19 protein-coding genes are annotated in these 21,592 nt (G+C 45.4%); 10 read left to right on the top strand and 9 right to left on the bottom strand.

The genetic code is table 11. The features are described 5' to 3' along the window. The first annotated feature begins 20 nt into the window (after positions 1-20). Positions 21-878, top strand: a complete 858-nt coding sequence (locus ACYRYY_RS08320) for a glycine betaine ABC transporter substrate-binding protein (protein WP_460215139.1) — start codon at positions 21-23, stop codon at positions 876-878. 159 nt (positions 879-1,037) lie between these two features. On the opposite strand, the gene ACYRYY_RS08315 is transcribed toward ACYRYY_RS08320, so the two are convergent. The 3 genes from ACYRYY_RS08315 to ACYRYY_RS08305 all read right to left on the bottom strand — a co-directional run bounded on the left by ACYRYY_RS08315 (position 1,038) and on the right by ACYRYY_RS08305 (position 5,236). Continuing rightward, positions 1,038-1,487, bottom strand: a complete 450-nt coding sequence (locus ACYRYY_RS08315) for a MarR family winged helix-turn-helix transcriptional regulator (RefSeq protein ID WP_460215138.1) — start codon at positions 1,485-1,487, stop codon at positions 1,038-1,040. Between the two features lie 93 nt (positions 1,488-1,580). Continuing rightward, positions 1,581-2,837: a radical SAM protein gene (locus ACYRYY_RS08310; RefSeq protein WP_460215137.1), complete on the bottom strand. Its 1,257-nt coding sequence runs from the start codon at positions 2,835-2,837 to the stop codon at positions 1,581-1,583. After that, entirely contained in the window at positions 2,837-5,236 is a 2,400-nt protein-coding gene (locus tag ACYRYY_RS08305) for a glycosyltransferase (protein ID WP_460215136.1), read from the bottom strand. Before ACYRYY_RS08305 ends, ACYRYY_RS08310 begins: the two co-directional genes overlap by 1 nt. A gap of 190 nt (positions 5,237-5,426) precedes the next feature. On the opposite strand from ACYRYY_RS08305, the gene ACYRYY_RS08300 reads away from it, so the two are divergent. Then, a complete protein-coding gene (locus tag ACYRYY_RS08300; protein ID WP_460215135.1) occupies positions 5,427-6,308 on the top strand; it encodes a GNAT family N-acetyltransferase in 882 nt (293 codons plus the stop codon). Next, positions 6,289-7,041, top strand: a complete 753-nt coding sequence (locus tag ACYRYY_RS08295) for a lysophospholipid acyltransferase family protein (RefSeq protein ID WP_460215134.1) — start codon at positions 6,289-6,291, stop codon at positions 7,039-7,041. The genes ACYRYY_RS08300 and ACYRYY_RS08295 overlap by 20 nt, the downstream gene beginning before the upstream one ends. On the opposite strand, the gene ACYRYY_RS08290 is transcribed toward ACYRYY_RS08295, so the two are convergent. Beyond that, complete coding sequence (locus ACYRYY_RS08290; RefSeq protein WP_460215133.1) at positions 7,029-9,056, bottom strand: PAS domain S-box protein; 2,028 nt, start codon at positions 9,054-9,056, stop codon at positions 7,029-7,031. The genes ACYRYY_RS08295 and ACYRYY_RS08290 overlap by 13 nt on opposite strands. Positions 9,057-9,095: 39 nt before the next feature. Further along, entirely contained in the window at positions 9,096-9,833 is a 738-nt protein-coding gene (locus ACYRYY_RS08285; protein ID WP_460215132.1) for a M15 family metallopeptidase, read from the bottom strand. Between the two features lie 175 nt (positions 9,834-10,008). On the opposite strand from ACYRYY_RS08285, the gene ACYRYY_RS08280 reads away from it, so the two are divergent. From ACYRYY_RS08280 to ACYRYY_RS08270, 3 genes are all read left to right on the top strand, one after another. Further along, positions 10,009-13,059 (top strand): hybrid sensor histidine kinase/response regulator, encoded by a 3,051-nt coding sequence (locus tag ACYRYY_RS08280; protein WP_460215131.1) that lies wholly within the window; start codon positions 10,009-10,011, stop codon positions 13,057-13,059. 124 nt (positions 13,060-13,183) lie between these two features. Then, positions 13,184-14,518, top strand: coding sequence for a hypothetical protein (locus ACYRYY_RS08275; protein WP_460215130.1), 1,335 nt, complete (start codon positions 13,184-13,186; stop codon positions 14,516-14,518). A 146-nt stretch (positions 14,519-14,664) separates the two neighbouring features. Continuing rightward, the gene (locus ACYRYY_RS08270) at positions 14,665-15,186 is read left to right on the top strand and encodes a metal-dependent transcriptional regulator (protein ID WP_460215129.1); all 522 of its coding nucleotides are present in this window, start codon (positions 14,665-14,667) and stop codon (positions 15,184-15,186) included. 185 nt (positions 15,187-15,371) lie between these two features. On the opposite strand, the gene ACYRYY_RS08265 is transcribed toward ACYRYY_RS08270, so the two are convergent. The 4 genes from ACYRYY_RS08265 to ACYRYY_RS08250 all read right to left on the bottom strand — a co-directional run bounded on the left by ACYRYY_RS08265 (position 15,372) and on the right by ACYRYY_RS08250 (position 18,131). Then, complete coding sequence (locus ACYRYY_RS08265; RefSeq protein ID WP_460215128.1) at positions 15,372-15,851, bottom strand: bifunctional nuclease family protein; 480 nt, start codon at positions 15,849-15,851, stop codon at positions 15,372-15,374. A gap of 153 nt (positions 15,852-16,004) precedes the next feature. Next, positions 16,005-16,496, bottom strand: coding sequence for a TlpA family protein disulfide reductase (locus ACYRYY_RS08260; RefSeq protein WP_460215127.1), 492 nt, complete (start codon positions 16,494-16,496; stop codon positions 16,005-16,007). A gap of 79 nt (positions 16,497-16,575) precedes the next feature. Further along, positions 16,576-17,454 carry a complex I NDUFA9 subunit family protein gene (locus tag ACYRYY_RS08255; protein ID WP_460215126.1) on the bottom strand — a complete coding sequence of 293 codons (879 nt, stop codon included), beginning with the start codon at positions 17,452-17,454 and terminating at the stop codon, positions 16,576-16,578. A gap of 11 nt (positions 17,455-17,465) precedes the next feature. Further along, positions 17,466-18,131: a JAB domain-containing protein gene (locus tag ACYRYY_RS08250; protein ID WP_460215125.1), complete on the bottom strand. Its 666-nt coding sequence runs from the start codon at positions 18,129-18,131 to the stop codon at positions 17,466-17,468. Between the two features lie 137 nt (positions 18,132-18,268). On the opposite strand from ACYRYY_RS08250, the gene ACYRYY_RS08245 reads away from it, so the two are divergent. The 4 genes from ACYRYY_RS08245 to ACYRYY_RS08230 are packed head-to-tail and all read left to right on the top strand — an operon-like array spanning position 18,269 to position 21,592. Next, positions 18,269-18,610 (top strand): twin-arginine translocase TatA/TatE family subunit, encoded by a 342-nt coding sequence (locus tag ACYRYY_RS08245; protein WP_460215124.1) that lies wholly within the window; start codon positions 18,269-18,271, stop codon positions 18,608-18,610. Continuing rightward, positions 18,603-19,370 (top strand): twin-arginine translocase subunit TatC, encoded by a 768-nt coding sequence (gene tatC, locus ACYRYY_RS08240; RefSeq protein WP_460215123.1) that lies wholly within the window; start codon positions 18,603-18,605, stop codon positions 19,368-19,370. The genes ACYRYY_RS08245 and tatC overlap by 8 nt, the downstream gene beginning before the upstream one ends. Continuing rightward, on the top strand, positions 19,363-20,349 hold the full coding sequence (gene moaA / locus ACYRYY_RS08235; protein WP_460215122.1) for a GTP 3',8-cyclase MoaA: 987 nt from the start codon (positions 19,363-19,365) through the stop codon (positions 20,347-20,349). The genes tatC and moaA overlap by 8 nt, the downstream gene beginning before the upstream one ends. Beyond that, positions 20,309-21,592 (top strand): nickel-dependent lactate racemase family protein, encoded by a 1,284-nt coding sequence (locus tag ACYRYY_RS08230; RefSeq protein ID WP_460215121.1) that lies wholly within the window; start codon positions 20,309-20,311, stop codon positions 21,590-21,592. Before moaA ends, ACYRYY_RS08230 begins: the two co-directional genes overlap by 41 nt.

The raw sequence follows: 21,592 nt of genomic DNA, 5'->3' as shown, positions 1-21,592 counted from the left end.
ATATCAATCAGGAGGAAGTTATGAAGAAATTAACACAGCTTTTAACCGCCGCCCTGCTCAGTCTTGTGGTTTTCACAGGGGCAGCGCAGGCTAAGGACAGAGTGGAGTTAGTATATGTTGAATGGGCAAGGGCCGTTGCCATAACCCATGTGGCGGGGGTGCTGCTCGAAGAGATGGGGTACGATGTTAAAACCAGCTCAGTGGCAAACGCCGCCATGTGGGCTTCGGTTGCGGAGGGTGATTCAGATGCATTGCTTTGTGCATGGCTTCCCACAACCCATGCCGACCTCTACGCCAAGTATAAAAACAGAGTCGTGGATCTCGGACCAAACTATGTGGATGCCAAACTTGGCTTTGTTGTACCCTCGTACGTTACAATAAATTCCGTAACGGAAATGGCTGCCAATATTGATAAGTTCGGCGGCAAAATAATCGGTATCGACCCCGGTGCAGGGATGTCAAAGGCAGCAGAGGAAGCTATTGCAAAAAATATTTCCGGTATAGGCAAGTTTAAATATGTCTCCGGCAGCGATGCTATCATGGTTGCTTCGCTCTCTAACGCTATCAAAAGAAAAGAGTGGATAGTTGTTCCCGGCTGGCAGCCTCACTGGATGTTCGGCGAGTGGGATCTTAAAATTCTTGATGATCCGAATAAAATATTCGGCGGAGCTGAAACTATCAATACCATCGTAAGGAAGGGGCTTGATAAAGATATGCCTGAAGTTTTTGCATTTTTCAGCAAGTTTGACTGGAAACAGCTTGACCTCAGCACTGCTCTTGTGGACAACAAAAACGGCATGGATCCCAAGAGAAGCGCCGAAAAATTCGTAAAAGCCAACAGAGCAAAAATAAACGAACTTTTGAAAGCAGCGAAGTAATAAGCTTTTCAGGAAGAAAAGCCGCCGTGCGAAGCGAAGGGCGGTTCATCCGCCCGCGAGCGTGTATGCAGAATTTCCATGGACGGCAAATTCTGCATTATCTGTCGAGCTTTTCGTAGAAAGATTCCCCTGCTTTTTTTAAAGCAGGGGTCAGTTTAGTTATAAATCTATCTTTTTGACTTCGGGATCAAGCAGGCTGATTATCTTGCCCAGACTGGTGAGAAGATCACCTGCTTCCTGAACAGTAATCTTTGTATTATCAAAAAAACAGTCATGATCAAAAATCTGGAAAGATTTCTCAGCAAAGACCTTTCCTTCGTCAGTGAGACGAAGATGGATTGCCCTTCTGTCTTTCCCAGTTTTAACTCTCTGAACATAGTTTTTAAGCTCAAGCCTGTCTATTATTCCGGTTATGGCGCTGTTGTTAAGGTTCAGCCTTCTGGTGAGTTCGGTGAGGTTCAGCTCCTCTTCTGTGCGGAGTTCGTTAAGACAGAGAAGCTGAGGCAGTGTGATGTGATACTTGTTGCTGAGGTATTTTGAGTATTTGTCCAAATATCTTGATAGTTTTCTGATTTCATTAATAATATTTACAGTGCTTTCGGTGTTCATTTCAAAAATACCTCGTCCAGTTGGGAATGTTGTAAGATTTCCTGCAATAAAAGTCAACTGAATTGCGGAAAAATAAAACCGGACGGAGGTTTTTTACTTTATTTTAGGTGCAAATGCTGACATTTTTGCCAAGTCAGGCATTTTTCTGCCGTTGAAATAGCCGCATGCTGAATAATATTTTATGTCTTCCTTCCACAAACGGAAGAATTCACGGTCGTTGGCAATACGGCTTATCAGCCCTGCGGGATGTTCAAAAAATTCGGTAAAAGGGGAAAGAAGCGTTGAAGGATCCCTGAAACATTCCCAGTCGCATTTGCGGCAAACTGCTTTCATGCCGAAGCCCTTTGCCTCAAAATTTTCATAAGCTCCCATATCTTCTCCCTCACGAAAGCCGCAGGGGTGGGCGTGTCCTTTTGCAGCGTCGATATAAAAAAAGTCGATTCCGCCTCTGCACCCGTAATCAGCAGTTTCATCCCCCTTGTACTGCCGAAGAAGGCTTAAGAGTGAGGAACGGGGAGTGAATATACGCAGACGTGAACGGTATTCAGGTATGGCGTTAAAAAGTGCTGTGAAAAGCTCGATCTTCTCATTCACTGTGAATCTGACTATGCGGTCTGAAGATTCCGCCTTATAGACTGTGTTTCCGTCTGCGCTCATTGGGTAGCAGGCGTTTACTATGGTGAAGCCTAGGCTTTCTGCGAATGAGTAAAAGCGTCTGAAACCTTCGGTGTAGCTTTCCCTGAACTCCGCTCCGGATTCAGTGCAGGTAGGTTCCGGTGTTTTTCCGTATGCCACATTGCGGTTAATGCCGAGGTTTGCCGAAGGGTAGATTCCGTATTCTGCGAATATAGGGAGAGCTTTTTCCATCCCTTTCACCACGCCTTTCAGCCCCCTGCACTCCTCATGCAGTTCTGCGTTCCATGTGTCCAGACTGAACCAGAGTGTGTAGAGCTCTGTTGCGGCGATTTTCTCCGCCATGCGCTTCACTTTATCGGTGAAATCCGCTTTATCATGTCCGGTGAGGAAGTATGCGTTGGTGCCTGTGCGGATGAATTTTATTCCCCGTTCTGTGGAGCGTTTTATGCAGTTTATAAGGGTTTCCGTGTGAAGAAAGGGTTCGCCTCCGGTGAAAGAGATGGCGTTTACGCCGTTTTCGGCGGCACGGTCAATCATTGCAAACAGTCTTTCATCCGTCAGCCTGTGACGCTGAAATTTCTCCTGCACCCGCATTCCGCACTGGGGACATCTTGCGTTGCAGTGGTCTGTCATCTGTATAATCGCCTGTCCGGGTGCTCTGCCCTTGAGGAATGTTCCGGCGTTTTTAAGAAAATCACTTACTTTAACTGACATCAGGCAACCGAAGCGGAGATTTCACGTATTTTTATTTCAGCCTTTTCGGGAGTATTCTTCAAAAATATATCCCTGAGCACAGTATCCCAGTTGAAAACAGACATAACCCTTGTCCTTGCTGCTTCGGAGAATCTGCGGTATTCGGCTGGCTTTGTCATGGCAATATCTATCATATGGGAGACTTTGTAGAGCCAGTCCTCCATATTGTTTGCATATGCAACGAACCCTGTCTCTCGGTCAGAGATAATCTCCTTTGGTCCGCCCTCGTCTGAAACTATGGCGGGCACTCCGCACGCCTGCGCCTCAAGCACCACCATTCCGAAGGTGTCTGTTGTGCTGGGGAAAAGGAAAAGATCCGCCTTTGCGTATATCTCCGGCATGCGGTCATGCTCAACTTCATTGAGTATCTGGATGTTCTTCATGCCTGCGGTTCTCCGCTTAACTTCATCCAGATACGGACCGTCACCCGCCATTATAAGCCTGAGATTGCTGTATTTTTCATTGAGCTTTGACACAAGATCCAGAAGGAAATCGAGGTTCTTGTCCTTTGATATTCTCCCTGCGTATGCGAGGGTGAAAAAGCCGTCATCCTGTTTTTTCATCGGACAGAAGAGCCTTGCATCAATGCCTCTGTGGAAAACGCTCATTTTGTGCCGTGCCATCCCTCTTTCGGAAAGCAGGCTCATGTATTCGCTTGAGGTGGTTTTAAGTTCCGTAACCGAATCAAAAAACCAGCGTGTATATGTTTCCACAAGCACCTTTAGGGAGTCGTTGGAGGTTATTTCGTAGACCTCCTTGGTGAAGTCTGTGTGGTAAATGCCTGAGCATTTCACATTAAGAAGCTTTGCCGCCAGAAGCCCCACCAGCCCGACAGGTCCCGGAGTTGATATATACACCTCGTCAGGGTCGAATGCGTATATGTCCTCCAATGCCTTAAGCACAGAGGGTATCTTCACAGTGAGCTTTTCATAATAGGGCATTGCAAAGGAATATATGGGCTTTAAATTCACATAGTTAGGCGGTAGGCGGTGGTCTATTTCATCTTCTGCGAGGCATGAGATAAGCCTGAGGTCATACCCCTGTTCGTGTGCCAGTTTGCCTATGGTGCGGAGAGTGACGGAAACTCCGTTAAGATCAGTGATGGTGTCTGTAAACCAGAGAATCTTCTTTTTAGTTCTGCCGGAACGGACAGAGAAGTGCTGTTCGATCTCGTTTACCAGATGGCGGTCCTTATACATATGCCCGAAGGATGTGAAGAACGGCACGCTTAAAAATATTCCCGGAAGAGATGAGGTGACACTCCGCACAAGCTCTTCGGGGCGGTAGTTTTTGGCATCTCCCGTCAGTCCGGAGAGTGCCATCTTGGTGTATTCATCCGCTATGTCTGTGGCTTTGTCAAAAACCACAGAGAGCTTTTTGTTTACTCCGCCGCCGTGGAGGCTCCGCATATCTTCTATCAGCTCTGTGACAAGCCTCCTCACTCTGCTGCCGTCAGCATTCCTGCGCATCTTCATGCTTTTAAGCTTCAGCCTCTCAAGGAGAGTGGGTTTTTTATCATCGAAAATGTAAGAGGTGATGTTATTGAACAGCCCTTCCGCCTCCGCCATGTTTTTGTGGGTGCGGGTAAAGTCGTAGGCTATTTTATACACTGTGAAGGCAAGGGAGTGGAAACTGCTGTAGTTCCCGGCGTGCCTTGTCTGTTTGGATTTTATTTTTTCCAGAAACTCCTGCGGTGTCCCTGCCTTGGTGATTGTGTATGTATTGCCGAGGAAGAGCCCTGCATGGTCGTCCGAGCCGCCTGTGAAGCCCTTTATCCACGGGCATGTGCCGAACGGCTTTATCTTGTATTTTGCCGCAAGTTCGTCTGTTTTATCGGGGGAAAGTCCCTCAAGGGCGTTAACCCATGTCATGTTGTGGAGCTTGCCCCGCCCGCCGTTTATGCCTTCAAACACATCAAACAGCAGCACTAGCTTTTCCAGATGCTCTATGGTGAGTCTGTTGTTTACGGAGTATGTGGCGTGCGCCACAGAATATGCAAGGTTCTGCTCCCTGATGTAGTCCCGGAAGTCGTATATATCCCTGCGTATCTTCTGTATCATGGAAAACTGGCTTTCATTCAGCCCGTAAACAAGGCAGTGAATCTTGCAGCCGTCTTCAGGGAAATAAACTGTGGATTCCACTCCGGTAAATGTGTCTTCGGGATATTTTTCATTGAGAATAAGGGAGGCGTCCATTTTATTGTGGTCTGTGACTGTTACAAAGTCCATCCCTCTTTCTTTCATTGTGCGGTAAATGTATTCCGGTTCGGTGTATGATTCGGCAGAGCCGAGCCTTTGAAGAAACCATTCGGTCGGATGGTTGGAAAACTTGGAGTGACAGTGCAAATCTGCCTTTGCCATATCTTCTCTCCTCATATCATATATCTTGTCATCTGTTTGCTATATATGCCTCCTTTGTCAGCTTATTGTCGCAGCGGTGTAAAACAAATGTCAGGTTTGTTTAATTTTAAATATTTTTCACAACGGACGCAACAATCCCTGACAACAAAATCATATCCTCCTGACATAACGAAGATGCAGGGAGTGGCAGATGAACGCTGTAAAAAAAGGAAAAATCAGAAAAGCCGCAGACTTTCTTCAGGAACTTTCCAAAAAATTCAGGTTCCGCCTGAGAACCTACAGACCCCACGTAAAAATCAATCTGGATTCACGCAAGTATCTTGTTAAAACTGTGGAAAACGGGGATGAACTCAGCGATGTTCTCCGACTGCGCCATGAGGTTTTCTACCGTGAGCTTCTGGATAAAAAGCGTTTTCGGGGTAAGGATATAGATAAATATGACTTTCTGTTTGACCACCTCGCCGTGATAGATAAAGAGGCAGGGCAGGTCATCGGAACATACAGGCTGAACAGCTCGCTTTTCAGCGATAAGTTCTATTCATGTTCGGAATTTAAGATGGAGAGCATAGTCAGTCTGCCGGGGGTCAAGCTTGAGCTTGGCAGAGCCTGCATACACCCTGACTACCGCAGCGGGGCGACCATAGCCGCTCTCTGGAAGGGGCTGGGAACCTATATCACAGAAACAGCCACGGACGGCCTCTTCGGCTGTTCATCAGTGAAAACCACGGACAATCTCACCATCGCTCTGGTGCATTATTACCTGAATAAAAACTTCCTTGCGCCGGAGGAACTCCGTGCTGTGCCTAAATCAAAATTCCGTACTGACAGATACCATAAAATGCTTGAAATGATTCAGGAAAAACGCTTTGCGCCTTTCCGTGAAGCAGCGGAAAACCTTGTTCCGCCCCTTATGCTCTCCTATTTCAAGGCCGGGGGAGTCATATGCGGTGAACCGGCGTATGACAAGACGTTCAAATGTTATGACTATCTCACTTATCTTGACGTGAGATCGATGGACGAGTCATTCAGAAAGAAATTTACGGAGAAGAAACATGAGGAAGTTTGCTGTTAAGTTTCTTATATATCTGTATATTATCAGCAGCAAAATATTGAGTACGGCTGTAACGGATGAGGTGAATAAGCGGAGGCTGCGCTTAGCCCTCACATCATTCTTCTGCCGCATAGGGCTTAAGCCCCTCGGTCTGAAGCCCTCTTTCAGCGGTGCTGAAGAGCTTAAAAATGCCGGAGGATGCCTTGTGGTGTGCAACCATATGTCATATCTGGATATAATAGTTATGGCATCCCTGCGTCCTTTTGTGTTTGTATCGTCTGTGGATATGCGTGAGAAGCCCTTTGTGGGAATAATAGCAGAGCTGGGCGGTACATTTTTTGTGGAACGCCGGAACGCATCACGCCTTCGGGATGAAATAAAAGATATAGCCTCTCTTATGGAAAAAGGGTTTGCTGTGGTGCTTTTCCCCGAAGGAACAAGCACAGACGGCTCGCAGGTTCTGCCGTTCAGGGCTCCTTTCATCGAATCGGCACGGAAAGCCGGTGTGCCTGTTTACCCTTGCTGTCTGAAATATGAGAGCATAAACGGAGAACCGTTCAGCGATCTCAACAGGGATCTGGTCTGCTGGTACGGGGATATGGAGTTTGAGCCGCATTTTGAATCACTTTTCAGGATGGAGTCGGTCAAGGCGTCTCTGCGTGTCATGGCTTCAGCCGATGCTTCACACGCAGACAGAAAGGAGCTTGGAGACTATCTGTTCTCCGAGGTGTGTTCCGCTTACTACGCTTCGTAGAGGGCGCTTAAAGGGAGGCATATCTCAAACTTGGTTCCCATGCCTTCCTCGCTTGTACAGCTTATACTGCCGCCATGCTGTCTGATGATGCCGTAAACTATTGAAAGTCCCAGCCCTGTGCCCTTGCCGGGGTCTTTTGTGGTGTAGAAGGGATCAAATATCCTGCCCTGAACTCCTGCGGACATTCCGCAGCCTGTGTCTTCAAATATAATACAGGCGTATTGTCCTTCGTCGTTTTCTTTGATGTATGAGGTGATGATCAGTTTACCGCCGTCAGGCATGGCATCCTTAGCGTTGGATGCCAGATTCATAAGCACCTGCTCAAGCTGGATATAGTCTGCCATAACAGGCATATGCTCATCGGAAAGGTGAAGGATCACGCTGATATTTTTATCCACAATCTTCTCTATCAGATCAACATACTCACGCAGAAGAATGTTCATATCCAGACATTCCGGATGGTTGGGCTGCCGTCTGCCGAAGGTGAGCAGACCGTTGGTGAGCTTTGCTGCTCTGGTGACAGCCTTCATTATATGCACGGCGTATTCGTGTTCCTGTGATTTTTCATCCAGCTTTTTTTGCAGCCTGTTAGCGAAGCCGCCGATAACCAGAATGATGTTTTTCAGGTCATGGGCAAAGCTGCCTGCCATTTCGCCTATTATATTAAGTCTCTGAGCGTGGCGTACCTGCTCCTCAAGGATTTTCTTGTCTGTTACGTCTTCCTTGAGCCCTATGTAGTTAACTATTTCACCATTCTGATCTTTTACGGGGAATATAATTGCTGATTCCCAGTATAGTTCACCGTTCTTTTTCTTATTGCAGAATTCCCCTTTCCAGATTTTTCCGCCGGATATGCACGCCCACAGGTCGATAAAAACCTTTGGATCCATTTTTTCAGATTTCAGTATCCGGGGATTCTGCCCCAGAACCTCTTCGGAGGTGTACCCTGTGAAGGTTTCAAAGACAGGGTTAACGTATTCTATATTACCGTCCTTATCTGTTATCACCACGGACACCGTGCTGTGTTCGATGGCATTTTTCAGGAGGTTAAGCTGCTTGATTGTGCGGATCTTTTCGGTAATGTCCCTGACTATGGATACAATATAGCGGTTTTTGCCCATGGAAAACGTATGACTGCTTACACGCACGGGCAGGAGCGAGCCTGTTTTACACCGGATAAGCGCCTCTATATGGACGTGTCCGGTTTTGATAAGAATTGAAGAGGCTTCGTCCATATCAAATTTACCGCACGGGCTGTTTAGCATTTCCGGGCTGAGGCTGAAAAATTCCTCCTGAGAGTAGCCCAGCTTGTCGCACGCAGCTTTGTTCACCTCCACAAATCTGCCGCCGAAAACTCTTTCCTCAGGCATTTCGTGGACAAATATGGCATCAGATGTGTTGTTGAAAAGCACTCCGAATTTTTCAATCAGATCCCTGTTCCCTGTTTCCGCAGAAAGCATCCTGCTTCTGGCGCATACGGTATTCATGCAGGCTGTAACTTCAGCCGTTATCTCTTTCAAAAGCGCAATTTCATCGGAGGAGAACTTATCTTTTTCACGGCTCAGGGTTGTGAAAACGCCTGTGACTTTACCGTTGGTAATCATGGGGATAGCGCAGAAGGAATGGAAGCCGAACCCCATAGCCTTATACTGCCAAAAGGAGAAGTCTTCCATAAGGGAGATATCATTGACTGCGATCGCCTCGCCTGTTATCACCGCCTCACCTACCGGACCGCAGCCCGGGTCTGTGCAGCAGATGCAGATATCCTGCGGGTTTATGTAGCCTTCAAACTCCCCGGAGTATGAGGAAGGGATGATGCGTTTATCGGCGAACTCCACAACAAAACCAGCCCAGGACATGCCGTAGCCGAGGATTTCAACGGAAAGACGGCACAGGGCATCCAGCAGCTCGCCTTCATCATAAGCGCCTGCTGTAACACGGCTGAAACATCGGTAAAATTCAGCCGCTTTAAAACCATGAAAAGTGTTTCTTTCTGCTGCGGGTTCTCTTGACATAGCGTCAATATTTTCAGCGATACTTCATTTGTTTGCAAGTTATTTTATATCAAAATTAAAATATTTCTTTGGGAAAGGCTCTTTTTGCAAAGTATAGTGCCACCACTCCTTTGAATAATTGACAAAGCCGTATTTTTTCATCAAATCTCTCAGGAGAAGCCTGTTGGAGAGCTGTTTTTCGGTGAGCGCATCACTCTCTGTTGCGGAAACAGGGCTGAAGCAATCAAAACCTGTGCCCATGTCTATGCTGTTATCGCCAAAACGGTTTTCAGCACTGCTGTCGCATCTCCGCAGCCGTACATGGGGTATGTACTCCTCCTGCTCCGGAGCATCATAAGGAATGACAGTAAGATCCACCGTACTCCCTCTGGAATGACCGGATTTTGTGGCTATAAACCCTCTTTTAAAAAGGGTTTCTTTAGGCTCATCAGGGTAAAATTCCATTTTTGTTTTTATATCAGACGGATCTTTTGACCAGCGTACAAAATGATCCACAGCTTTCTGCGGTCTGTAGCAGTCATACACTTTCAGAGAGAAGCCTATAAGCTCCAGATCCTTCTGAACATTGCTCAGGGCACTCGCTGCCTGATGTGTGAGGATGCACACACCTTTCTCGTAGCCGTCAACCTTTGTGCCTGTGAAGTTGTGGGGTGTTGCGTAGCGTATTTCCTGAACAATGGATGAGTTTATATCAGACAGATAAACAAACCCTTTGGGCAGTTCTGCGAAGACCGGCTGGTGAGTAAGCAGGAGAATGATGATTAAAATTTTTTTCATTGTGAGGCACCCCATATTTTCGTCTTCTTTTAAGTATTTCCCATAATACACAGCTATGTCAACCTGTTTGCCTTATCTGGTTTATCCGCATAGGTTCAATTATTTGACTGTATGTGATGATAAATTTGCTGTATCATTTATTAGTATGGTTACATGTTCATTGCGGGGTTAACTGGTGGTTCGCAGATCCATAGCAGTTTTATTGCTTATTATTGATATTGCAGGCTGTATTTTCCTTTACGGTAAGCTTCAGGAATCCCGTGAAAGTGCGCTTGCAAACGCTGCATCCTCTCTCCGGAGTGAATACAGCCGCTCTCTTTCCATGTACTCCAGATATGTTGATGAGGTTTATCAGTCAATTGTAAACATTCCCGGTCTGAGCGAATCTGTTGCTGAAGCATGGCTTCACCCTGAAAAAAGGGACGCCATGAGAGAAGATGTCCTCAACAAAACATCTGTAATTTATAACACGGTGAAGAGGCTTGGATACACTAAGATACACTTTCATTTTCCGGATACCGTGAGTTTTCTGCGTCTTCATGAAAGAAATATTTACGGCGATGTGCTGGGGGACAAACGCTACTCAGTGTATATTGCCAATATTAATAACGGTTTCACCGAAGGACTTGAGGTGGGAAGAAGCGGCAACGCCTTCCGTTTTGTTTATCCCCTTTCCCATGGTGGCGTTCATATAGGCACTCTGGAAATAAGCTTAGATGTGAGAGGCTTTATAACCGGAATGCTGGAGAGTTACGGGAATTACTATTCCATGGGCATTAAAAAAGAGGTGGCAGAGAGAAAGCTCTTTGAGGTCTGTCTCAGCGAATGTACGGAAAGTGCTTTTTCCGATGAATACATAACTGAATCAAGGCTGTCAGATTATGATTTTGAATTGTCTCAGGATATAATGCCCACAGGTATCTTTGATTCGGTTAACAACTCTCTTAAGAATGAGGTGGATCCCCGGCTTGCGGCTCATGAAACCTTTTCTGTTTATGAAAAATCAGGCGGCATAAGTGTTATAACATCTTTTATGCCCATAAGGAGTGTTTCCGGTGATTACGAAAGCTATCTTGTACGCTATGCGATAGACGGCGAGATTGACGGAGCATACCTGAGATTTATAAAGCAGGCGGTTGCATATAATCTATCTCTGCTTCTTCTGCTTATGGTTCTTCTTGTAATGGACTCCAACCGAAACAAAGTTGTTCTGGCAAACAGTGAGCTTGAACAGAAAATCAAAGAACAGGAAGAGTTTGAGAAAGAGCTTAAAGAGGCGAAGGAGGAAGCGGAAGTCGCCAGTATGTCCAAAGATGTGTTCCTCGCCAATATGAGCCATGAGATAAGAACACCAATGAACGGCATAATAGGCATGAACAGCCTTCTGCTTAACACCAGACTCTCTGATGAACAAAGGGAATATGCTGAAACTGTCGCCTCATCGGCAGAGGCGCTGCTTGTGGTTATTAACGATATTCTCGACTTTACAAAGATTGAGGCGGGGCAGCTTGAGCTTGAGTATCTTGACTTTTCGGTGAGAGAAGTGGTGGAGAACAGCGTTGATTCCATAGCATATAAGGCCTTTCAGAGAGATCTGGATATAGCTTTTCATGTGGATGACAAAATACCACGTCTTTTGGCAGGTGATCCTTGGAGGCTCAGGCAGATTCTCCTTAACATAATAGGCAATGCCGTTAAGTTCACCCACGAGGGCTCTGTGTCCATAGAGGTAGGAATCAGCAAGGAGACAAACGGTTACGCCAGGCTGTTATTCAAAATAAAAGATACAGGCATAGGCATACCTGAAAACCGTATGGGAAATCTTTTTGATTCCTTCTCACAGGCGGATCTGTCTATGTCCAGAAAATACGGCGGTACGGGTCTTGGGCTTGCTATCGCAAAAAGACTCACCGAGATGATGGGCGGTGAAATCGGCTGTAAAAGCAGAGTGGGAGAAGGTTCTGAGTTCTGGTTTACTGCGGTGTTTGAGCGTATCGCCGGTGCTGAGAATATTCCTGAAACCGACAGAAGGCTGGATAAAAGACGTGTTCTTCTGGTCGACCCTAACCGTTTTGCAGCCTGTTCCGGCGCTGAAAAACTGAGAAGTCTGGGTGCTGCTGCGGAAAGTGCGGAAACATTTAAGGAAGCATCAGAGCTGATACGCAAATCTGCGGCAGGAAACAGAGCCTTTGAGGCTGTTCTTGTATCAGATACGCTTATAAAAAGAAATGAAGCAGAATTTGATGCTCTCATGAGAGAGATAAAAAACTACCCGGGAACAAAGGCAGTTCTGATGTATCCCATGGGGCAGCATGTGCCCGCTGATTATCTCACGGAAAAAGGTTTTAACGGACGGATTTTTAAACCACTGAAGCCCGGGCATCTTAAAAAATGTCTTCTGGAGCTTTTTGGTTATGAGGTTGAAAATGATTCTCCCCACGGTGCCGGCGGAAGAGGCTTTATGCCTCACGTTTCTGAAATGCGAAGTAAAAAACTTCTTCTGGCGGAAGATAATATTGTCAACCAGAAGCTTGCGGTTACAATTTTTGAACGTTTGGGCTATAGGGTGACAGCAGCAGAAAACGGCTTCAAGGCTCTTGAGGCGCTGCGTAATGATGATTTTGATCTTGTGTTTATGGATATCCAGATGCCTGTTATGAACGGGATAGAAACTGTTGAGGCAATAAGAAGCGGTGAAAGCGGAGTCCGCAGACCGGATATCCCCATAATCGCCATGACAGCCCACGCCCTCAAAGGCGACAGGGAAAAATTTATAGAAGCCGGTATGAACGATTACCTTTCCAAACCCTTTAAACATGAGGAGCTTGTGGCGATCCTCAATAAATATCTCTACAACACGGAAACCGGCGAATCCTTTTCCGAAAAACGGGGCGGAACTTTTAATTCGGATGAGCTTATGTCTATCATGGGTGACAGAGAATATTTTGTTGAAGTTTTAGAGATATTCATAAATGACACAGAAAAACAGCTTGCCGAGTTGCGCCGTGCAGTTGCAGAAGCAAGTCCGTGGCAGATTATTGAGATTGCTGTGTATCTTAAGTCATCTTCAGGTGATCTAACTGCATATGGTTTGGAAAGTATCGCCGACCGCATGGAAAAATGCGCTGATTCCGAAGATATGGAAGGCGCAGAGGACTGTTACAACGCATTTGTCAAAGAGTTTTACGAGTTTAAGAAGGAAGCATCCGCTTATATCTCAAAATAGTAAGAGACTGATTTTTTTATATTTTCTCCATTACTTATGTATGTTTTGTTGACGTATTTATTATACAGAGGTTTAATTCTTTAGTTCGTTATGAATATTAATATTAATGCGGAGAGTGTGTGTGATGAAAAGAAAATTGGTCTTTTTAGTTGCTATGATTATGCTTGTTTTTATAGCAGGTTGTAACGGAAGCAGTAGTGATGATACCGGTGCAGAACCCGGTCCTTCAAATCCTACAGGTATTTTTACCGATGCACCTGTACAGGGGCTGGCATATTCTGCTATGCCCAGCGGTCTTTCAGGCTTTACAAACTCTAAAGGAGAGTTTGAGTATCAGGAAGGTGACAATGTTACGTTCCGTGTGGGCAATCTTGTTCTTGGTTCAGTGAGGGCAACAGCATTTGTTACGCCCTTTGACATAGCATCATATGACGATGCAGTCGATATAGCACGCCTTCTTCAGAGTGTGGGTACTGTTACCGGAGGTCTTATTGTTCTGGATTCCCAGAGGTCGCAGGCAGTAAATAATGTCGTTACGGATAATATGACTCTGCGTGAGGCTCTTGACGCTCTTGAAGACGAAGAGATTATCACCGAAACAGCGGAAGACGCTCTTGAGCATATGAAGGATAAATCTATCTACGGCGGATACGCAGGCTACAGCGCAATACGCTGCGAATCCGAAGGCTACAAGTCTGTCTCTTCAATTATGATTGTGGACAAAGGCAATACCTTTGCTTTCAACATATATAATGAGTATGAGGACATAGATCTTCCCGATGGCTTTTCGTCTGTTATGGATATTGTGTCAAGAGTTAAGAAAATTAAGATTTACGAAGGCGTGAGAACATCTGAAAGTTCCTTTAATTTTACAGAAATTTCTGACGGCTCAAATCTTATTTACAATGTCTCATCTGTCGGAACCGAAGTGCTTAATACGGTTATCTCCTCTGATAACAAAACCTGCTCCGGCACAGGACTCCTCGTCAGGCAGGCTGATGCTGTGAGCGATAACGTATCATGCAGCTTTGACAATGAAACTCTTTCTGAAATCAGCGTAGATATTGCTAAATCAAACGTTTATGAATACTACACATCTGTGGGTGTTCCTTATCGTGCCGAGCTTGATATAGCAGCAGATGGATGCAGCCTCACTGCTGATGCGGTATTCCTTGGGGATAACGAAACCTACAGCACTGTTACTCTTTATGAAAAGAGCTTCAAAGGCTACTATGACCCTGACAAGAAGAGCATATTCCTCTCTGAAAGTAAAAATGACGGAAGCTATGCTGCTATGATAATTAAAATGGATGATTTAGGGGACTTCAAGGTTGCTGATAAGTCTTCACCATCAGTAGCACGTGATTACTTTTCCGGCTACTATTTTGAGTATGCTGAAGATAACGTAACTCAGGAGCCATTGTGGTCACTGTTTGAGGTTGATGGCGGTAGAAGATAAAGTGTTTCATGGCGGGGGTTTCCCCGCCTTTTTTTATAATTATTGATACGGATGTTTATTTAAAGATTAAAAAAGTCTTAATTGCCCCTTGCCTAAAATCGAAACCTTCATATCTTAATGTATAAATACAAGTCGGGAGGTTTCCGATGAACACAGTGAATTCCGCCCCTCTTACTCCCAGTCAGGAGAATTATTTGGAATGGGTATACAGATTTTCCGAAAACGGTGATGTAAGAGTAAGCGATATAGCAAAGAAACTTGGTGTGAGTCTTCCCAGTGTAAGCAGGGCAGTAAGCACCCTTGCTAAAATGGGACTTCTCACCCATGAGTCATACGGCAAAATTGGAATGACCGCAGAAGGCAGAACCGTAGGCAAATCCATAGTAAGAAGAGATAAATGCCTTACGAAGCTACTTGTTGATATACTCGGAATGGAACCCGAAGAAGCAGATCCGGAGGTGCATAGGCTTGAACATCTTATCAGCGGAAGAGTTCTTCCCCGTCTTGAGATTCTGGTTCACTACGCAGTATCAGATCCGGCGTGGCTTGAAGGGCTCCACAGGCAGCTCAATGACGAAACAGACGATAAAGCAGAAGAGCATATCTCTTTCGGCATTGGTGAAACCCCTATTCATAAAGGGGCTGTAGTAGAAAAGCGCAATAAATGACAACTTAATGACACAGAACAATACATTTTGTTCGTACTTGGAAAAACGCTTTAAACTGGAATTCCAGGCTTAGTTAACCTCATTTAAAAACCGCATTGAAACACGGTTTTCTAAAATAAAATAGAAAATCCCGCTTAACTTGAAAGTGAGCGGGATTTTTTTATCACTTCTAATTTAATCTTCTGCTAAACATTCCAGAAAGTAGTGCCCTGATCGTCTATAATGCCGAAAAGCGCTCTTTCTTCAGCCATTGTGAGCCCTGTGCGTTCTATACAGCAGCTTTTGGAAACCACCTGCTCCTCAACGAAAAGCGGTATGCTTAGATGAAGAGCCAGAGCAACACCGTCAGACGGACGGCAGTCTATTACTTTGGAGCTGCCGTTAGTATTAAGACTTAGCTTTGCGGTAAAAACGCCTTTTTCAACATTGTCAATGATCACATTTTCCACATACACACCGTCCAGAGCGCCGAATATGCCTCCTATGAACTGGTGGGTCATGGGTCTGGGGCTGGGGATTCGGTTAAGCTCCTGATATATGGCTTCTGCTTCAAAAGTTCCTATTGTTATGGGAATGAGGTATTGACCGCATATAGTTTCGAGCATCATTACATAACGAGATGTAATTGGTTCTTTTATTACGCATTTAACTCCCGCTTCAAACATAAAGCGTTGACCTCCGGAATCTGCATGTGGGTGACAATTTAAAAATACACGCATGCGATTAAAGTTCAATAGAAAATGATCTTCAGGCGCTATGTATGAATCAGGATTTTAAAAGGCAGCGGAATGCGGCTGGCACCCGCTGCGCAAATTTTATCAGTTGGCTGACAGTTTACTGATTATATTCTTCAGGTCTTTTTCCGGGATTCCGCCAACGATTATATCAACCAGCTTGCCGTCGGGTCCGTAGATTATGCTTGTGGGTATAGTGCTGATGCCGAACTCCATGCTGAGTGACTGATCAGACATATAAACCGGGTAGTTAACGTTGAACTCGCTTATAAATTTAGCGATGTCATCCTTGTCTGCGTCTGTGGAGAGACCGACTATGGAGAAGCGTTCCTTTTCTTCACCGTAAACCTTAACAAAATCAGGCGTTTCTGCTCTGCAGGGCGGGCACCATGATGCAAAAAAGTTCACCAGCAGAACTTTGCCCTGATGCTCCTCTTTTATGCGTGCCATTGCGCCTGATTTAAGTATTTCGATAGAATCTCCGGATACGGAAACGCCAGTATCCCCGGTTTCCTGCCTGCTGCATGCGGCAAACACCAGAAGGAAAGCCGCCAAAAATAATACTTTGATTTTCATTAATTCTGCTCCCTTTCACCCTTGTCGGGTCAAAGTGTAATAATATTCAAATAATACGATTATTCAACTTTAAAAATGTTCACTTAATATACTTTTTTATTTCTTCGGAAAAGTTTCTGAATTCAATCCCCAATTCTGAAAAGGCTGTCATTTCGGGGCAGGTGTTTCCTTCTTTCAGCATGGTGAACTGATCTTTTGTTATCGGGAAAAATGAAAAGCCGCCAAAAAGGGTTATCCCTGCTTTGATGAAAACTTCCGGTACGGGTATCAGAGTGATGTTTTTGTTCATTGCCGCAGCTATCTCTATGAGGAGTTCCTTATATGAATAAACTCTGTTTCCGCACAGGGGATAGGTTTTGCCGATGGAGCTGTCCCTGAAAACGGCTTCCGTGAATGCGTCTGCCACTTCGTACACGCTTACAGGCTGCATAGGGTATGAGCCGTCGCCGAAGTATGTGAATACCGGAGTTTTCCGCATGTATCCTGCAAGCATGGAGATAAAGGAGTCACCTTTTCCGTAGATAAGTGACGGACGGAATATTGTGAAGTCCAGCCCGCTTTCCTTGATATATTCCTCAGCCATATATTTTGTAATATGGTAGCCGGAAACGGCGTTTTTCCGTGTTCCGTTGGCAGACATATGGATAAACCTGTTCACACCGGCAGTTTTTGCTGCATCGGCAACACTTTTAGCTGCGGTATAGTGCATGTTTTCAAAAGTTATCCCTTTTGAAGGAAACTCCCTGATGATTCCCACTAGGTTTATTACCGCATCAACATCTTTCAGGCTGTCTGCATAGGTTTCGGGGCGGAGTATATCACCCTTGACAGCTTCTGCATCAGGGTGGGGTGTTTTGTTCCTTACCAAAGCTTTGACATGAACGCCCTTTTCAATGAGTCTGCTGATAACATATGAACCTACAAAACCTGTTCCGCCCGTTACAAAAACTTTTTTCATTGGAAGTCTCCTTAGATAAGTTTCTGAGCTTTCATGCTTAAAAAAGATGTATCTGTAACTATGATATGATCCAGAAGCTTAATATCAAGAGTTTCAAGGGCTTTTGATATGCGCTCCGTGATGTGTATATCCTCTTCGGAAGGTATCAGCGAACCGGAAGGATGGTTGTGGGCGATAATTACGTATGACGCCTTTCTGCGGAGAGCAAGTTCCGCTATCTCTCTCGGGTAGACTGCGGTTCTGTCCACTGTGCCGGAAGAAACCACTTCATAGCTTATCAGCCGTTTGTTTTTATCCACAAAGAGGCTGACGAAGCTTTCCTTCTCTGAGATGCCTATGAGCATCCGCAGAAATTTGAAAATAATATTGCCGGAATCCAGAACCAGGGGCTCAAACTTGAGGTTAGCGTGTTCCATGCGGACATAAAACTCCCGCATTATATTAAAAAAAAGCTGAACTTCTTCCCCTGCTCCACTTATTGTCGTAAGATCTGTTTTAAAAACTTTACGCAGGCTTTCCGTTTTATCTATTATATTCTTTGCGAGAGCTTTAACATCCCTTCTGGGGATTATATAGGAGAGAAGAAGCTCCATGATCTCATAATCATGCAGCGCCGGGGGACCGCTCCTGAATTTTTCCTTAAGCCTTTGCCTGTGCCCTTTTTTATGATCATCCATCGAAGAAGAATAGCACCTGAAAGTGCCTGTGTAAATAGCTGTCAGGTACTGAATAGAAGGCATGGAACTAATTACGGCTCAAGCTTGTCTTGATTTTTGGCGGCAAATACATATTATGCTCTTTTGAGGTGGATCACATGTTTGGATTCGGAATGTCTGAAGTTTTTTTGATTCTTGTTATAGCTCTTCTGGTTGTTGGACCGGGAAAACTGCCCGAACTGGCAAAAACACTGGGAAAAGGTTACTCCCAGTTCAAGCGCTCGCTGAACGATCTTAAATCAGCGGTAAATATAGACGATCTTGACGCTGCTCCCAATAAGACAGTAAAAGATGCGTACAGGGATCACTGGGAAAAGAAGAAACAGAACACAGAAAACTCTGCGGAGGCATCCGCCGAACCTAAAGCGGAAGCAGCGCAAGCAGCAAACAACGAAGCATCTGCCCCTGAAGACGTAAAAGGGAAGGACACAAATGGCTGAAAACAAAAGTCAGGGCGTTGAAGCCCAGATACCTCTGATGGAGCATCTTGAAGAACTCCGCAAGCGTATCCTCTATATACTTATAATATTGATTGCGGTTTTCTCTGTCTGCTACTGGCAGAGCCAGTTTTTTATGGACTTTATCACCAAACCTCTCGTGCAGATAATGCCGGAGAAATCCAGCATGGCTATGCTGAAACTTACTGAAGGCTTTTTTATGGAGCTTAAGCTCTGCTTTATGGCAGCACTCTTTTTCAGTATGCCTTTCATCTTTTTCCATGCGTGGAAGTTTATTGCTCCCGGTCTGTATGTGCATGAAAAGAAATATATTATTGGATTTGTAATAAGCGCTTCTCTGCTGTTTTTCCTTGGTGCAGGCTTTGCTTATTACTTTGTTTTTCCATTCGGCTTTGCTTTCTTTCTTAAATACGCTCAGGGCTACGTCATCGCAAACCTTTCTATTGAGTGGTATTTAAGCTTTGTCACCAAGATGATTCTCGGTTTCGGCATTGTTTTTGAGCTGCCTGTGTTTACCTTTTTCCTTGCGAAGATGGGCATCGTTACTGCTTCTATGATGCGTAAATACCGGAGATATGCTGTTTTGGGAATTTTTATTGTTGCCGCTGTCATGACGCCTCCTGATGTTTTCTCGCAGCTTATGATGGCAGGTCCTCTTCTGCTTCTTTATGAAATGAGCATTTTTATCGCTGTAATTTTCGGGCGCAAAAGAGAAATAACGGAAGAAGAGATATATGAGTAGCGTTAAAGACAGATTCGGAAGGGAGATACGCTATCTGCGCATTTCCGTGACCGACAGATGCAATTTCAGATGCAAATACTGTATGCCCAGCGATGAGTTTAAGCACCTCGCACATTCGAGCATACTCAGGTTTGAGGATATGCTTTTTGCCACAGAGGTTTTTGCCTCTCTTGGCGTTCATAAGGTGCGTGTGACCGGAGGCGAACCGCTGGTCCGTAAAGGCGTTACCGACTTTCTGGGCGAGCTTAACAAGATAAAAGGCATAGACGAAGTGACCCTCACCACCAACGGGGCTCTTCTGGGAAAATATGCCGAAGATATAGCCGCTTCAGGCGTTAAGCGTATCAACGTGAGCCTTGATTCTCTCAAGGCAGATAAATATAAAGAGATAACAGGCGGGTTTGACCTTCAGAAGCTTATGGAGAGCATTTTTCTGGCTAAGAAGGCGGGACTGCGCCCTGTGAAGACAAACAGCGTGCTTATTAGAGGCTTTAACGACTGCGAGATATATGACTTCTGCGAGTTTGCCGCAAGGGCAGACATTGTGGTCAGGTTCATAGAGTTTATGCCTATAGGTAACTCCTGTGAATGGAAAAAAGAGAACATAATGTACGGGGCGGAGATTCTTGACCTTATCAAGAAAAGGTACAGAGCCGTTCCTATTGAGAAAGATAAGAACGCCGGTCCGGCCAAGAACTATAAACTTTCAAACGGCGGGACAATCGGTATAATAACGCCCATTTCAAACCACTTCTGCTCCGAATGTGATAAGCTCAGGCTCACGGCTGACGGCAAAATACGCCCCTGCCTGCTTACGGATCAGGAAACGGACATAGTGGACGCTGTTAAAAGCAGGGACGAAAAAGCCCTCAAAGCTGCCATTATGGACGCTCTCGGCAAAAAAGACGAAGAACATCACATAGTGGCGGACAGAAGGAATGAAAAATTTAAACGGACAATGTCAAAAATCGGCGGATAGGCTTGAAATTGCCTGTGGGCAGCAGACTTTTACTGTAAATACGGAATTTCCTGTGGATGTTTTGTCTGCCGGTGCCGAATATGCGCCTCTTAGTGAAGAAGGAATAAAAGAGGCGCTTGACGTTTGCGTTTATTCAGAATCATACAGCGAGTGCGTTGAAAAAGCGGAGAAGATACTCTTCATCGTTCCCGACATAACCCGCAGAAGCGGCATGGAGCATTTTTTCCCCATGATGCTTGCCGAAGCGGAAAGTTTCGGAAAAGAGATCAGCATAATATTCGCTGTGGGCACTCACAGAGCCGTCACCGAGGATGAGAAGAAGACGATTCTCGGTGAGGAAATCTACCTTAAATATCAAAACAGGCTTTTCGATCACGACTGTGAGAATATGGAAAGCCACGCCTTTTACGGTATCACAAAAGCTAAAACACCAGTTTTTATCAATAAAATCTATCTGGAACATGATCTGATAGTTCCGATAGGCTCTGTAAGCCACCATTACTTTGCGGGTTACGGCGGCGGGAGAAAGCTTATCTTCCCCGGTATTGCCGCAAAAAAATCCATTCTGCGCAATCATATGCTTGCTCTTGACTTTACAGGCGGCAGAAGACACCCGCTGGCAAAGGCGGGGGAGCTTAACCACAACCCTGTTCACCGTGATATTGTTGATGCTTTGATGATAAGCCGTGCGGGAAGAAACTTCTTTACAGTGAATACTGTGCTTGATGAAAAAGGCAGCCTGATCGGCATGGTCTGCGGTGATCTATTCATGGCGCACCATAACGCATGTGAGCTTCTGGATTCAATGTTCCGCATCACCCCTGAAAAGAAGTACAGATCGCTCATCGTCTCCTGCGGGGGATTCCCTAAGGATATAAATATGGTTCAGGCGCAGAAGTCTCTGGACAGGGCTGCATCTGTGGCGGAAGAGGGAGCGGATATTTTCTTCTTCGCAGAATGTGCCGACGGCTTCGGCAACAGCTATTTCCGTGATTTCTTTGACATGCCGTCCTCAAAAACCATGCTGGAGAGCCTTCTCACTGACTACCAGATCAACAGGCAGACAGCCTACAACCTGCGCACGCTTACCGAGCGTTTTAATGTTTATCTCTGCGGAAGCATGAGCAGAGAAGACTGCGCACGGATGGGTTTTAAAAAGCTGAACTCTGCGGAGGATATGCTCCCTATGCTTAAGCCTGAAGCCGCATTCATCCCCGCTGCGTACTCATACCTCTTCGGATAG

The sequence above is a fragment of the Geovibrio sp. ADMFC3 genome (genome assembly GCF_054687035.1).
Note: the sequence above shows the minus strand (reverse complement) of the source record. Positions and strands in the feature narration are given on the sequence as shown.